At 46.4% G+C, this 13,775-nt stretch carries 12 protein-coding genes and 2 pseudogenes; 7 read left to right on the forward strand and 7 right to left on the reverse strand.

What is annotated here, in order from left to right:
• Window positions 1–15 precede the first annotated feature (15 nt).
• A complete protein-coding gene (locus ACDC99_RS02590; RefSeq protein ID WP_370755723.1) occupies window positions 16–1,203 on the forward strand; it encodes a SusF/SusE family carbohydrate-binding protein in 1,188 nt (395 codons plus the stop codon).
• 142 nt (window positions 1,204–1,345) lie between these two features.
• A complete protein-coding gene (locus ACDC99_RS02595; protein WP_288745552.1) occupies window positions 1,346–2,803 on the forward strand; it encodes an Outer membrane protein SusF domain-containing protein in 1,458 nt (485 codons plus the stop codon).
• 594 nt (window positions 2,804–3,397) lie between these two features.
• Here the strand turns inward: ACDC99_RS02595 and ACDC99_RS02600 are convergent.
• The 4 genes from ACDC99_RS02600 to ACDC99_RS02615 form a co-directional block, all read right to left on the reverse strand.
• Window positions 3,398–4,876 carry an L-fucose/L-arabinose isomerase family protein gene (locus ACDC99_RS02600; RefSeq protein ID WP_370755725.1) on the reverse strand — a complete coding sequence of 493 codons (1,479 nt, stop codon included), beginning with the start codon at window positions 4,874–4,876 and terminating at the stop codon, window positions 3,398–3,400.
• Between the two features lie 266 nt (window positions 4,877–5,142).
• Entirely contained in the window at window positions 5,143–6,183 is a 1,041-nt protein-coding gene (locus ACDC99_RS02605) for a type I phosphomannose isomerase catalytic subunit (protein WP_022315645.1), read from the reverse strand.
• 124 nt (window positions 6,184–6,307) lie between these two features.
• The gene (locus ACDC99_RS02610; protein ID WP_370755727.1) at window positions 6,308–6,883 is read right to left on the reverse strand and encodes a 7-carboxy-7-deazaguanine synthase QueE; all 576 of its coding nucleotides are present in this window, start codon (window positions 6,881–6,883) and stop codon (window positions 6,308–6,310) included.
• On the reverse strand, window positions 6,880–7,221 hold the full coding sequence (locus tag ACDC99_RS02615) for a 6-pyruvoyl trahydropterin synthase family protein (protein WP_042518701.1): 342 nt from the start codon (window positions 7,219–7,221) through the stop codon (window positions 6,880–6,882). The genes ACDC99_RS02610 and ACDC99_RS02615 overlap by 4 nt, the downstream gene beginning before the upstream one ends.
• 253 nt (window positions 7,222–7,474) lie before the next feature.
• On the opposite strand from ACDC99_RS02615, the gene ACDC99_RS02620 reads away from it, so the two are divergent.
• Together ACDC99_RS02620 and ACDC99_RS02625 are read left to right on the forward strand one after the other, a co-directional pair.
• Window positions 7,475–8,512 carry a TerC/Alx family metal homeostasis membrane protein gene (locus tag ACDC99_RS02620; RefSeq protein ID WP_042518699.1) on the forward strand — a complete coding sequence of 346 codons (1,038 nt, stop codon included), beginning with the start codon at window positions 7,475–7,477 and terminating at the stop codon, window positions 8,510–8,512.
• A 120-nt stretch (window positions 8,513–8,632) separates the two neighbouring features.
• Window positions 8,633–8,779 (forward strand): annotated as a pseudogene (locus tag ACDC99_RS02625) (LysO family transporter); the annotation flags it as partial.
• A gap of 84 nt (window positions 8,780–8,863) precedes the next feature.
• Here ACDC99_RS02625 and ACDC99_RS02630 read toward each other — a convergent pair.
• Together ACDC99_RS02630 and ACDC99_RS02635 are read right to left on the reverse strand one after the other, a co-directional pair.
• Window positions 8,864–9,556 carry a porin family protein gene (locus ACDC99_RS02630; protein ID WP_022315649.1) on the reverse strand — a complete coding sequence of 231 codons (693 nt, stop codon included), beginning with the start codon at window positions 9,554–9,556 and terminating at the stop codon, window positions 8,864–8,866.
• Window positions 9,557–10,443: 887 nt separating this feature from the next.
• Entirely contained in the window at window positions 10,444–11,307 is an 864-nt protein-coding gene (locus ACDC99_RS02635; protein WP_042518695.1) for an Rpn family recombination-promoting nuclease/putative transposase, read from the reverse strand.
• 655 nt (window positions 11,308–11,962) lie between these two features.
• On the opposite strand from ACDC99_RS02635, the pseudogene ACDC99_RS02640 reads away from it, so the two are divergent.
• The 3 genes and pseudogenes from ACDC99_RS02640 to ACDC99_RS02650 form a co-directional block, all read left to right on the forward strand.
• Window positions 11,963–12,178 (forward strand): annotated as a pseudogene (locus tag ACDC99_RS02640) (Fic family protein); the annotation flags it as partial.
• 210 nt (window positions 12,179–12,388) lie between these two features.
• Window positions 12,389–12,778, forward strand: coding sequence for a hypothetical protein (locus ACDC99_RS02645; protein WP_370755730.1), 390 nt, complete (start codon window positions 12,389–12,391; stop codon window positions 12,776–12,778).
• 2 nt (window positions 12,779–12,780) lie between these two features.
• Window positions 12,781–13,002: a GmrSD restriction endonuclease domain-containing protein gene (locus ACDC99_RS02650; RefSeq protein ID WP_370755732.1), complete on the forward strand. Its 222-nt coding sequence runs from the start codon at window positions 12,781–12,783 to the stop codon at window positions 13,000–13,002.
• A 24-nt stretch (window positions 13,003–13,026) separates the two neighbouring features.
• On the opposite strand, the gene ACDC99_RS02655 is transcribed toward ACDC99_RS02650, so the two are convergent.
• Window positions 13,027–13,482, reverse strand: a complete 456-nt coding sequence (locus tag ACDC99_RS02655) for an Hsp20/alpha crystallin family protein (protein ID WP_370756903.1) — start codon at window positions 13,480–13,482, stop codon at window positions 13,027–13,029.
• Window positions 13,483–13,775 lie beyond the last annotated feature (293 nt).

A 13,775-nucleotide genomic window follows, 5' to 3' on the forward strand; every position in this document is an offset into this window, starting at 1 on the left:
AAAAGAAAACGTATCATGAAATATATAAATAAAATAATGATGCTTCCGTTGCTCGTCCTGCCGTTCTTGTTCGCATCCTGCGACAAAGACGACGACTGCAACCCTACGCTCGATTTGAGCCATGTGGCAGAGGGCTTCGTTCTCAACACACCGGCTTACGCTGGCAACACATACGACCTCGCCAATTCTGACGGAGTGGAGCTGACATGCACCCAGCCTAACTATGGCGACGGAGTGCCATACGTAGTGCGCTATTTCGTACAGGTATCCATCGACCCTACATTCGCTGAAGGAAACAAGGATGCCAAGTTCAAGGAGCTGTCCACTTCTTTCACAACTGCAAAGATGGCAGCCAACGCCGTGGAGATGAACAACGCATTGGTAGACCTCTATCAGGAGGCTAACCCTGATGCCGACGTTCCTTCTTCAATGCCTGTTTATATCAGACTGCGTGCCATCATCGACGGATCGATGATAGAGAATCTCGGTGAGACATATTCTAATGTCATCACTCTCTCTTCTGTACGTGCCGAATATCAGGCACCTGACGTTGAATATCCTGCTTGTCTCTATGTCGTTGGCTCTTCTATCCAGGACGCTTGGAAAAGCTGGAAACAGGTGGCTCCGGTATATGGTATAGAAGGACAGTATTACACTATGGTCTACGTACCGGATGGTGGTTCATTCAAGTGGGGCACTTTCGTTGAAGACTGCCGCGGATTCGGAAAGATCACCATCGACGACCAGGCTGAAGCAGGCGTTTCAGCCAACGACGACGACAATATCGTGCTTGCAAAGGGCGGATGGTATGCTCTGCACTTCGATGGTGTTATGTCTTCTGACAAGAAGAGCATCAACTACACTCTGCACATCTATCCTGGCAAGGCTTACGTAATTGGTGCAGCCTTCGGAAATTGGGACGAGGCAAACGATGCTCTCGCTATGCAGGCTCCTGCCGACAATTCAGGCGAATGGGTATCTCCTGCTTGTACAGCCAGCGGAGAGCTTCGTGCTTACATCCGCATCCCTGGACTGGAGTGGTGGCGCACAGAGTTCACTCTCTACAACGGCAGCCTGTTCTTCCGCAAGGACAACATCGTTGACAACTGGGCTACAAACGTAGGCGATGATTATTCAGTGAAATGCTCTGCTGGTCAGAAACTCTATGTCAACTTCGACAAGAACACCGGTGAGATGAAATAAGGTGGAATTGCCGGATCTTTATAAGACTTGAAAATCTTATATATCCGACATGTTTGATAAACTTATAATCAGAAAGAGAGTGGATGGGACTCTTTCGCTTGAGTCCTGTCTCTCTCCTTCAAACGACAAAAAACAAACAACAATGAAAAAGACATTATTATATAGCTTGGCAGCTTTGGTGGGACTCTCCTTCGCAAGCTGCAACGGCGACTATGACGACTGGACCAATCCTCAGGGATTTGGACAGGAGAACGCCATCACCATTCCTGGTTTCACAGCGACAGCTGCCGGCGACGTCAACCTTGCCAACCCTGGTGAGAACGTGAAGGTTTTCAACCTCTCTGAGGCTGCTCTGCCAGAGGGAACAGAGCTCAACAAGACCCGCATGATAATCACTCCTACTGATGAGGCTGCAACATACGACCTGCCACAGATTCTGGAGGCAAACAACGATGGTACAGTGGACAGCACGGCATTGCAGACCGCTGTGGTGAAGGCTTACGGAAAGCGTCCGGCAGTTCGTCCTTTCAAGGTTCACGTATATTCTGACGTGATGGCAAACGGACAGGCTCTGCTCGTGGATGCAGGAGAAATCAATATCAACGTGGCTCCAAAGGCTCCGTTCATCTCTAAGGCTTATTATCTTATCGGCGACTTCAACGACTGGACTACGGATGTGAACAAACTTGCCGGGTATAAGTTCTCTCGTTCTGACAAGGACGTTTATGAGGATCCTTTCTTCACATTCACCGTGACAACGACAAAGAACGACACGTACTGGAAGATTATCCCACAGGAGAATCTTGATGCCAACAACATCTGGCAGCAGGGTGTGGTCGGTACAGTCAAGGACGGTTCTACCGATGCCGAGGGTACTCTCGTTACTGATAACCCACAGGCCGGCAAGATTGCCGAGGCTGGCACATACGTCATTACGCTGAACATGATTGACTACAGCTACAGTGTGGTAAGAGCAGACTCTTATTATATGGTAGGCGGTGTGTATGGATGGAACGCAGAGTCTGCTTCTAAGGTTGCTTTCTACAACGAGAGCGGTTCTAAGGCTTCTATCACAACGCAGTGGACAGGCGACGCCAACCTGAAGATATGGAACCGTGCCGGCATCGGCAACTGGGATGTTGCATGGGGTAGCGTTTCCGACGGAGATAAAAGCATGGAGGGTGCTCTCATTAACAGTGGCGCCAATGCTTTCGTTTGTCCTGAAAAGGGTGCTTACTACACGCTGACAATCGATATGGCGGCAAAGACCTATTCATGGACAAAGCTCGACAACCAGTCTCCTGAAGCATTCAATACCGTCAGCCTTATCGGAGGCTTCAACGAATGGAAGGGTGATGTAGACATGGAGCAGACTGCACCACACAACTGGTATATCAACCACACCTTCTCTTCAGAGACAGAGTTGAAGTTCCGTTCTAACCACGAATGGACTATCAGCTGGGGTGGAAAGACTACTTCTCTCGCCGGTATGATATATACAGCAGAGGCCAATGGTGACAATATCGTTATTCCTGCCGGAACATACGACATCTACTTCAACGACATCACACATCAGTTCATGTTCGTGAAAGCGAACTGACATGATGTATCAAATGAAAATTCTCATGTTCTGATTTGTAAAAATCAATAAATGTTTATTTAGTTATCGTCAGGGCGGACAATGGTTTCAGCGGATTCCATTGTCCGCTTTTTAACCCAAATCGGTCATTAGGGCTTGCATGGATTTTGTTTTTTAGAAGAGTGGATTTTGTTTGGCTTTTAATGAGTAATAGCGGGCTATTGCGAATTAAAAACGAGCAAAAGACGCCTTATAAAAAGCAAAAGACTGCAAGCAGTTATTAAAATTATACATTAAACGGCCTAATGACCGATTTGGGTTTAATATCCCGGCAATCCCTAATGACCGATGGGGATAAACTAAAAATCCCGTTTCCGGCAAATGAAGCTAAGCTTGAGTTTTGCAGGAAACGGGATTTTCCGTATCTTGGGTTTATCTTTTCTGTCTGTGTCTTTCAGCTGACTTGCAGTATGAACTGTCATCTCGCAAATCAGAATGTTATAACAGGCAGTCTGTATCAGTTTTACTGCAAGTCACGATAACGTAGTCTTGCAGTCTGGATAACGTAGTCTTGCAGTCAGGGCCTTGTTCTTAAGCCCTGATGGCCGTTTGGGCTTATGCCCATGGATTCTCCGTTGGGTAGGGGAGAGATTTAGGCTGGTTGTAAGCGATATCCTTGATGCCGAGATATTTGAATACCTCGAAGAGCGTCTTGCCGACATGTGAGAAGGCAACGGCACCATGATGAGGATATCCTTTCTGGATGAGCACGTGGCGATAGAAACGACCCATCTCGCGGATGGCAAAGATTCCTATGCCGCCGAACGAGCGTGTAGGCACGTCGAGCACCTCGCCCTCAGCGATATAAGAGCGCAGATTGCCCTCAGAGTCACACTGCAGACGATAGAATGTGATTGGGCTGGCAGCGATGTCACCCTCCAGAGTGCCACGGGTGAAGTCGGGAGTGCCACCGTTCTCGAGCAGACGGTTCTGGATGAGCTGATATTTGATGGCACGGGCAGAACACATCTTGCACTGAGGAGTGTTGCCGCAGTGGAAGCCCATGAAGGTGTCTGTGAGCTGGTAGTCGTATTTGCCGGTGATGTCCTCGTTGTAGATATATTTAGGCACGGAGTTGTTGATGTCGAGCAGAGTCACCGTGTCGTCAGAAGCACAGATGCCGATGAACTCTGAGAGAGCACCGTAGATGTCCACCTCGCAGGCCACAGGGATGCCACGGCTTGCCAGACGGCTGTTCACGTAGCATGGCTCAAATCCGAACTGGCTTGGGAATGCAGGCCAGCATTTGTCGGCGAATGCCACATACTGGCGGGAACCCTTGTGTTGCTCTGCCCAGTCAAGGAGAGTAAGCTCAAACTGTGCCATGCGGCGGCTCAGGTCCGGGTAATATTTGCCTTCGCCCATCTCTTCTGCCATTTCCTTGCATACGGCGTCGATGCGAGGGTCGTTCTCGTGCTCCTTGTAAGCCACGAGCAGGTCGAGCTCTGAATTCTCTTCTATCTCCACACCCAGTTCATAGAGTCCCTTGATAGGAGCGTTGCAAGCGAAGAAATCCTGTGGACGAGGACCGAAGGTGATGATTTTCAGACCCTTCAGACCTATGATGGTGCGTGCCACCGGCACGAAGTCTTTGATCATCTTTGCCACTTCTTCTGCCGTTCCAACCGGATACTCAGGGATATATCCCTTCAGATGGCGCATGCCCAGATTGTATGAGCAGTTGAGCATACCGCAGTATGCGTCTCCACGGCCGTTTATCATGTCGCCGTCGCCTTCGGCAGCTGCCACAAACATCACCGGACCGTCAAACTCCTTTGCAATAAGTGTCTCCGGTGTTTCCGGACCGAAGTTGCCGAGGAACACCACGAGGGCGTTGCAGCGTTCTGCCTTCACTTCGGCAACGGCCTTGAGCATGTCCTGCTCATTCTCTACGGTGGTCTGGCAGTTGAAAATCTCACCTGTGTATTCTTTTACAATGTTCTCGCGACGCTGTGTTGACAGTGCGATAGGGAAACAGTCACGGCTGACGGCGATGATGCCCAGCTTGACCTGAGGAATGTTGTTGCTAACCATAATTGTATTTTTGAAATGTTTTTGTATGTCTGTTTCTTTGGTAAAGATGTATGCAAAGATACATTTTATATTATATATAAAAAAGAATTCATGAAGTGTATTAATAACAATTAGCATTAATTCACTCCATGGACTGCACTTGCGGCATGTCGCAAGCGGTATGCCGGCTCCTTCATGCCCTAATGACCGGTTTTGGTCAAACGGTCATTATGACCATAAGATATTGTTTCAAGCCCAATCTGTCATTAGGTTTTGTTGTGGTCGGTTTATTTGCTCGACAGGTGGAGAAAACGCGTTATGCGGTGTCCCAAATCGCGTTTCTTGTTGTCGATGAATGCGTCGAGAATCCTTGTTGTCCCGTTCAGCGGCACCACGTCGTAGTCGGCGATGGCGGCAGGGATAAGACAGCTGTATCCCTCTCTCACCGTCGTCTCTTCGCCTGTCTCTCTTATCCTTATCTTGAAGTCGCCCTTGATACACATCGTTATGATGAAACTGTCGTATTTCAGCAGGTTGCGGTGGAACGGCTCCGTCAGTTCAGCCACTCTTACGCTGAAGAACTGTGAATCCATGATGAGGTTGGCACGGTTGTCATCCTCTTTATATATAGTGCGATATTCGTCCTCCACATTGAAGTCGAGAGCTTCGGCTGCCAGTTCGGTGTGCAGCTCACGCGGTTTTCCGTCCAGTCCCGGTCTGTTGTAGTCGAAGATGCGGTAGGTGACGTCTGACGACTGCTGCACTTCGGCAAGCAGGATGCCGCTGCAGATGGCGTGTACTCTGCCTGCCGGCAGATAGAACACGTCGCCGGCCTTCACCTCATGGCGGGCAAGCACGTCGGTTATAGTGCCGTCGGCGATACGCTTCTTGTATTCGTATTCAGAGATTTTCGATTTGAATCCGGCATATAGATAGCTGCCGGGATTGGCGTCGATGACATACCACATCTCTGTCTTTCCCGATTTGCCGTGTACTCTCTTTGCCATCTCGTCGTTGGGATGCACCTGAATGCTGAGGTCTCCTTTGGCATCGATTAGTTTCACGAGCAGTGGCATCTTGCCATCATACAGCTTGTTCACCGATTCGCCCAGGATTTCCTTCGGATGTGCGTCGATAACGGTTGTCAGTTCTTTGCCTGCCCATTCGCCGTTGCTCACGATGCTTGTGCTCGACGGTACGGCGCTCACCTCCCAGCTTTCGCCGATGGGGGTATCTTGCGGCTTGAGTCCCTTATATGGGCAGAGCCTGTCGCCTCCCCATACCACGGTGTGCAGGTTGGGTTCGAATAATAGCGGATATAGTGTCATGTTCTTCTGTCTGTTGTTCAAAATAAGTTAATTACAAACTTGTCTATAAGATAATGCAAAGATACATTTTTTTTATTTATTCCTAAAAACAAACAGAAATATATTTGTTGATGCGTATTGAAACTTATCTCACGTTGATTATCTTGTGTGTCTGCAACGACAGTTTCCATTTGGGGTGCTTCAGACAATATCCTATCGCTCCCTGCAGGTTTGCCTTGTTCTGCGTCTCGTCTTTCACGTCGCATGGTTGCAGGCGGTATTCCTTTGCTTCTACATTGGCATATCTGTCCACTCCTTCGTCGTTGCCCTCATACACCACCTTCAGCTCGTCTATCCTGTGCAGCTTCAGCGGTTTCCCTTTCGGCGAACATGTTATCCAGTCTATCTGGCAGTCTTCTGGCAGTTCGTATGTGCCGTTGGTCTCCATTGCCACATAGCATCCCTCAGCATGGAGCTTCTCTATCAGCGATGCCGTGACCTGCATCGAAGGCTCTCCGCCGGTGATGACAACGAAGCGTGCCGGAAATTGCCTCACTTCTTCAACAATCTCCTCCTCTGTCATCTCCACGGATCTGGAGTGGTCGGTGTCGCAGAACGAACACTTGAGGTTGCAACCGGCAAAGCGCACGAAAACGGCTGGCGTTCCCGTGTGGCGTCCTTCTCCCTGCAGACTGTAGAATATCTCGTTTATCCGCATCATTCCTCCTCGTCCTTAACGTATGTCACCATATTGTTGGAACTCTCTTCCACGTCCACCTTGTAGCATTCCGGAATCTGGTCGCACACCCATTTGGCTATGTTCTCCGCCGTAGGGTTGAAAGGCAGCAGCTCGTTGAAGTTGCCGTGGTCAAGATAGTCGTGTATCTTGTTCTTGATATGCTTGAAATCAATCACCATCCCCACCTCGTTCAGTTCTCTGGCCTTGCAGTATACGGTAACGATCCAATTGTGACCATGCAGGTTTGTGCATTTGCTCTCGTAGGGCAGACTGAGTTTGTGGCAGCCTGCTATTTCCATCTTCTTTTTTACGTAATACATTTATTGTGAAGCTAATTCTGACTGCAAAGTTAGTGTAAAAATCCTAATTCCGGCATCTCCAATAGGTTGTTCAGGGCTTAAAACTCTTCAGACAAGCTTAAAAAGTCTAAATATCAGTGTTTTTGTAACAATTTTGTAATAAATGATAATTACTTTTGCATCCGCTTGAGAAGACAGGCTTGAGGATATTCCTCCCGCCTTTGTCAACTCGTCAACTTGTTACTCGTTACCCGTCAACTATAAATATTTAAATATGGAATTATCAGAAATGCTGTTTTTAGGAGGTTTTGTGGTTTTCATCGCCGCAATCCTTTTGCTTGACATGTTTGTAATCGACAAGAAGGCTCACGAGGTGTCCATCCGTGAGGCTGGCACCTGGACTGCCGTATGGATAGCCTTGGCGCTCCTGTTTTCCGTCTTCTTGTGGTTTCATGGTGATATGGTACATGGAATAGAGAATTTCAGCGATCTCCAGGCAGTGGCTTCGCGCTATGCCTCGCATCTGAAACTCAATCCCGACGATTTCGAGTCGAGTCTGCAGCAATACCGCCATTACATGACGGTGTCATACATCTCAGGTTATCTGATAGAGAAGACGCTCTCTGTAGACAACCTCTTCGTGATGATGATGATTTTCACATCCTTCGGAGTGGGGAAGAATGAATATCAGCATGTGTTGAACTGGGGAATACTCGGTGCCATCGTCTTGCGTTTCGTGTTCATATTCCTTGGCGCTGCCATAATAAGCCGTTTCGACTGGGTATTGCTCGTCTTCGGTGCGGTGCTTGTATATAGCGGAGTGAAGATGTATCTCAACCGCAACAAGAAAGAGGAGATGGATGTGGAGAAGCATCCGCTCGTCAGACTGCTGTCCAAGACGGGACGTATTCACCCTCAGTTCGAGGGCGACAAGTTCTTCATCCGCCGTGCCGGACGCCTGCTGTTCACTCCGCTCTTTGTCACGGTGCTCGTGATAGAGTTCAGCGACCTTATCTTTGCCTTCGACAGCATACCGGCGGTATTCTCCGTGTCGCTCGACCCCTATGTGGTGTTCTTTTCCAACATTTTTGCCATATTGGGTCTGAGAGCCATGTTCTTCCTCCTGGCAGCGATAGCCGACAGATTCCGCTATCTTAAGCTCGGTGTCTGCGTTCTCCTGGTGTTCATCGGTGTGAAGATGCTCATCCATGAGTTTTTTGAGATTGATGCCATATCGTCGCTCGTGTTCATTGTCAGCGTGCTGGTGGTGAGCATCGGAGCCTCGCTGGTGGTGAAGAGGCAGACCGTGTAGCGTATTTGCAATCCATAGACTATAGGCATGCCCCCAAAGTGCTGTTCCGTATCAGGAATGTAGCCTTTGGGGGCTTTTCATTCCCATTTCCCTCGCTTAATCGGATTCTTGGATAATCTGCATCGTGGCATTGCCGACTGCATGGCCATCAACAGCGGCTTCGCCTATTATTCCCTGTCGAGCATCTTCATCACAGAATTTCGCGGAGCTGAACTCGGCACTATAGCCCTGCTTGTCAATATCATTAGAGAGATGATCACTCTATTAGACGTTGGCATAGGCAAACGAAAAAGGCACGACCCCTCGCTTTCGAGAAGCCATGCCCGGAAATATATATTGAGATTTTGGAACTCAGAAGTTCACTCCGAAGTTCAGTGTCAGACATCCGTTGTGCGACGTGTCGAACTCATCGTGACAGATATTCGCCAGACCCACGTCATAGGTCAGGTCGGCATAAAACATGTCGTAGGCAACGCCGCAGCCCAAACGAAGTCCGCCGTCGAAGCGCTTGAAGCGGTCGCTCGAGAACGACGGGTCTGCTTCTCTCTCGCGATAGTTCTTTATCTTTCCGCCCACACCACATGCCAGGTATCCGCCGGCAAAAGGCTGAATGGAGAAGTGGTCGTCGATAGGGTAGGCATATTTCACAGTCAGCGGCACCTCCAGATAGTTCAGGTCGTAGGTCATCTTCTTGCCGTCGTCGAGTTTCTTCTTGCCGCCCTTCTCGGTATAGTATAGTCCCGTCTCGAAAAACACCGGAGCACGGTCAGACAACGCTATGCCCACCACGGCACCCACGTTGAGGCCCGTCTGCGCGTTGCCGCCATCAAGAGTCTTGTCGTCGGAGCTCACGGTAGAAAACGACGGTCCGATGCGCAGTCCGTAGTAGTTCTCGCCGCTCTGATATAGTCCCGTGCCCGGTCGGCGGGAGTAGTCCAGATGTCCAGTTCGCTGGTTGTAATATCTGCTGTTCTTATAAGCCTGAGCCTGAGCCGTGCAGCCAATAGTCATTATCGCCAGAGCTGCCAATATAAACTTCTTCATAATAGTTGTCCTTTCTTAATACGTTCTACAATAATTTTTTCTTTCCGCTGGCAAAAGTATAGTTTTCCCTCCAACTCCACTGAGGGGATATCCCTAAAATAGAATGGGGAAAACCATATTGCAGCCAAAGGGTGGTTCCTTACATTATTGTTTTGTAATAATCCCAAATCGGTCATTACATCTTGTAATACGTAACACGTATACTTTTTTCCGGAGGAAAGTGTCATAGTATCATTTTCGAGACTTTTTCCATACCTAATCTCTTGAAAGCCAGAATAATACTTCAATGATACTTTTCTTTCTTCTTTACAGAAAAGTGTCATAGAAGTGTCACAGAAGTATCATGGAAGTCTGAAAAAATATAGTAATAACCCGTTGGCGGAATTAATTAAAGTTGGTCGACATGAGCAAAAGTTGCCCATATCGCTGATTCTCAGTAAAAACCAAGAATTGCTTAAAAACTGTCAGACCATCTGGTTTTTTGCCGTAATGTTCTGACAAACAGATAGTTGGCTGTCAGGCAATTGTCAGCCTATTGTATGGATGGTTTGCTGAAGAAAAGAGAATTGTCAGATAAAAAGAATTATCAGATGAAAGGAATACAGACGACAGGAATTGTATGCGTTGGCAGAATCCTGAAAACAGGAATATGGGTGTTGCAACATTAACTTATTGGGCAGACGTCTGACAGCAAATCTGCCCAACTGGGGCAAGCACGTTGCCCATGATGGGCAAGCACGTTGCCCCAGTTGGGCAAGCAGCGTGCCCAATTCTGCCCCCAAATCGGTCATAAGTGCTTGCTTGGATTTCGTTTTTTGGAAGAGTGGATTTTGCTTTTTAATTCGCCATAACGGGCTATTGTTCATTATAGACAGGCAAAAGATGTCTTATTGGATATTCTTTATCTCTTCTTCAGACAAGCCCGATGCCTGCATGATAGTTTCTATAGGCACTCCAAGAGCCAGAAGATTGGAGGCTATTCTTTCTTTGGCCTTTTTCTCACCTTCTGCACGTCCTTCTGCATATTTCTTCTTTTCCGCAGTCCGTATGGCATTCACGATGTCGCGGTATGCATTGACGCTGTCTTCATACAGTTTCAGCTCCTGTTTGTCGAACTTTGATATCTCTGCCTGTTCGAACAGACGTGTGAAAACACGCTCTTGCAGGGCTGCGGGGCGTTGCATTAGGTTGGAGAGATTCTTCAATACGTACATCCACTTGTCGTACATACTTTCGAGTTCACTCTCTTTCTTGTCAAACTTAGGTATCTCAACGTATATATATGTGAGTTTGTCGTAGAACACCTCGTGTGTGTCCACCTCCATCAGCTTCACCTCATGGTGCCAGCGCTTTGCATTCTCAAGCCCGTCGGCAAAGTTGAAGTTCAGCAAGCCAATCGTGTAGACAGGATTGAGATGGAAATCCCAGTCTCCTCCACGCTGCGCCTGTTCTCTGATGGGGAACGTTGAATAATAGATGGTGCGGTCTTTGAAGAACTCCTGGTATACGTTCTGCATCTCCACGATGAATTTCTCTCCCTTGTCATTCTCGCAATATACGTCGAAGATGGCTCGGCGGGCATCCACACGGTCACCAAGTTGTTCGGAGTTGAGATAAGTTACGTCCTGCACGTTCTGTTCGCCATGGAACATGGCGTTCAGAAAGCTGATAAGCAACTCCTTGTTGAACTCAGAACCGAACAGGCGCTTAAAGCCGAAATCAGTATGTGGATTGATGTATTTCTCTGCCATAATGCTGCATTTATTATTCAATCAGCAAATTTACGGTATTTTTGATAATTATCCAACGGTCATGCCTGTATTTTTGCTTTTTGAAATGTTTTACTTCCTGCAGTTCCTGACATACCAAGTGTGCGGTCTATTAAGCAGACTCCCTGTAAAATCTTCAACTTTGTGGTGGAATCAACAGTATGAACAGGTATTAAATATAGGTGAAATTTGTTCCTTGTTGTATTTATCAATAATAGTTTTATACTTCATCTTATTTTCTTTGTTATGTGGAATCTTGGACAATGGTGAATATGGTTATACCTTGTATGAAATCATCAAATATCGCTTGACTATAATAATAATTTATGTAAACACACCCTATTCTCAGTAGAATTTAGTAGATTTGCAATCTAAACGGCAAATGGCTGGCAGACAAACTTGGAAAGAATCAAGCTGTCATTATCAAGAGAAATAAGCAGTAAAGATGACAATAGTATGTCAAAGAGTTTGGCGAGGGCATTGACCGTATCTGCAATGAGCTGGAAACAAAAGGCTGCACAATTCCATCGTTCCATATTGACGCTTTTATTCTAAAGGCTACATTAATGGCTGAGTGGACAACGGAAAAGGAGTTTGACCGCCCAAGTACCGCCCAAGTACCGCCCAAGTAGAAAAGTTAGTGACAGTAATGAACGATGATTACCTTGATGTTTCTGAGATAATGAAACTATGTTCAATAGTCAGACGTAAAACAATGCATGATAGTTATATCGCCCCTGCACTGGCAGATGGCAGTATTGAACGGAAATATCCAGAACATCCAAACCATCCAAAACAGATGTACCGTCTAACGGAAAAGGCGAAGAATTGGAAGAAGAGTTTGATTGAGTAATATTTACAGCAACTGCTTGCAAAAAGTGATGTTATAAATTTTTGTTCAAGAAGATAAAGATAATAACTACAGAATACGAAATAGTTTGATAACGGAATGAACAGTAGAGGCTATTAAAGAACATAGAGAATAGTTTTCAAGAATGGTATGACTGATTTTTTACCTGTTTTTTATAAACTATTAGATGTTTCTTGACTTAAAAAGACAATTATGTTGAATAATCGCACTTGGCTTGCCTTTGCCAACAGAAAAAAGGTTAGACATGCTGATGCACTCCATTGTCTTGGATTCATCAATTGGAGAATGGGAAGAGCACGTTTTTCTATTGGAGATATTGTGTATCTTTTTATGTCAGATGAGCGTTATGTACGTTTCAAAATGGTGGTAACTGCTGAAAATTACAAACGTGAAGACCAATCGTTTTGGGTCGTTACATCACCTAATGACATTACTTATAAACTTGAACTACTTGAAGAATATGAAGGCACAATGCTTTCTGAAAAAGAGCTATGTAAACATGGCTTAAAAGGAGGTAGATCTCTTGAAGTTCCTAATTGTAACAATAAAGAACTTATTGGTTACATTAAATCAATATTCTAACCATGAAAGGCGACGCACAACCCCTTATAAAATTCTTTGATGGATCGGACAAGCGATTCATCATACCTCTGTATCAGCGCAACTACGACTGGAAGGAGGAAAACTGTGAGCAGTTGTTCCAAGATTTAAATTTCTCTATTGCCAATCGTAGATTATGTATAAAACAAGCCCCATACTTTTGCCTTAATATCAAAAGTATGGGGCTTGTCCTTATCTTAACCTAAAATGTCATTTGGGCTTAAGTGGTATTACTTGACCTCTATATTCCTCATCACCTTGGCCTCCTGTTCAGGAGTAGTCTTTGGAATGGTGATTGTGAGGATGCCGTTGGCAACGCCGGCACTGATCTTGTCGCGGTCTACATCATCCGGCAGAGTGTAGCTCTGCTCGTAGTTGCCATAGGCAAACTCGCGGCGCAGGTAGTGTATGTGGCGAGACTTGTGGCTGTCCCTGTTCTCCTCCTTGTGTTCCATCTTGTTCTCGATGGCAACATGAAGAAGTCCCTCGTTGGTGACGTTAATGCGCACCCATTCCTTTTCCAGTCCAGGAACTGCCATTTCCATAATATAATCTTTGGCAGTCTCCTTCACGTTGAGTGCCGGAGCCGTAGTGTTGCGTTGCGGCATCAGCTCGGTGTCGGAAAGTGAGTCGTCAAAGAAATTGTCTAACCAATTAGAATAATTGTTTCTGCGAACCATCAACATAGTGAATACCTCCAAATTTTATTTTTCTCGTCCTCCCTTCACCATGCGGATCCGTCGGGACTTCTGATTGTTGTTTTATGTTTTTTTTGCCTCAAGCTTCAAGGCTTTCGGCTTTCATTAAGGCATATCGCAACATGTGTGCCAATGGCTTTGCAAGGGTTGGTGTCTGACAATTTGTACGTTTTACGACTCGTAAACATGAAAAAATGTCAGAATAGTGTCATGGTAGAGCAAAGTATTTCTCTATTTTATACATATTTAATATGTCTTTTTGTTTCGTATTATTCTGTTTT

The sequence above is a fragment of the Prevotella pectinovora genome (assembly GCF_041323955.1).
GTDB classification, from domain to species: Bacteria; Bacteroidota; Bacteroidia; order Bacteroidales; family Bacteroidaceae; genus Prevotella; species Prevotella pectinovora.

What these genes read in the sequence shown, in the direction of transcription:
- ACDC99_RS02590 (WP_370755723.1), top strand. Translation starts at nt 16, where the DNA reads ATGAAATATATAAATAAAATAATGATGCTTCCGTTGCTCGTCCTGCCG.
- ACDC99_RS02595 (WP_288745552.1), top strand. Translation starts at nt 1,346, where the DNA reads ATGAAAAAGACATTATTATATAGCTTGGCAGCTTTGGTGGGACTCTCC.
- ACDC99_RS02600 (WP_370755725.1), bottom strand. Translation starts at nt 4,876, where the DNA reads ATGGTTAGCAACAACATTCCTCAGGTCAAGCTGGGCATCATCGCCGTC.
- ACDC99_RS02605 (WP_022315645.1), bottom strand. Translation starts at nt 6,183, where the DNA reads ATGACACTATATCCGCTATTATTCGAACCCAACCTGCACACCGTGGTA.
- ACDC99_RS02610 (WP_370755727.1), bottom strand. Translation starts at nt 6,883, where the DNA reads ATGATGCGGATAAACGAGATATTCTACAGTCTGCAGGGAGAAGGACGC.
- ACDC99_RS02615 (WP_042518701.1), bottom strand. Translation starts at nt 7,221, where the DNA reads ATGTATTACGTAAAAAAGAAGATGGAAATAGCAGGCTGCCACAAACTC.
- ACDC99_RS02620 (WP_042518699.1), top strand. Translation starts at nt 7,475, where the DNA reads ATGGAATTATCAGAAATGCTGTTTTTAGGAGGTTTTGTGGTTTTCATC.
- ACDC99_RS02630 (WP_022315649.1), bottom strand. Translation starts at nt 9,556, where the DNA reads ATGAAGAAGTTTATATTGGCAGCTCTGGCGATAATGACTATTGGCTGC.
- ACDC99_RS02635 (WP_042518695.1), bottom strand. Translation starts at nt 11,307, where the DNA reads ATGGCAGAGAAATACATCAATCCACATACTGATTTCGGCTTTAAGCGC.
- ACDC99_RS02645 (WP_370755730.1), top strand. Translation starts at nt 12,389, where the DNA reads ATGTTGAATAATCGCACTTGGCTTGCCTTTGCCAACAGAAAAAAGGTT.
- ACDC99_RS02650 (WP_370755732.1), top strand. Translation starts at nt 12,781, where the DNA reads ATGAAAGGCGACGCACAACCCCTTATAAAATTCTTTGATGGATCGGAC.
- ACDC99_RS02655 (WP_370756903.1), bottom strand. Translation starts at nt 13,482, where the DNA reads ATGTTGATGGTTCGCAGAAACAATTATTCTAATTGGTTAGACAATTTC.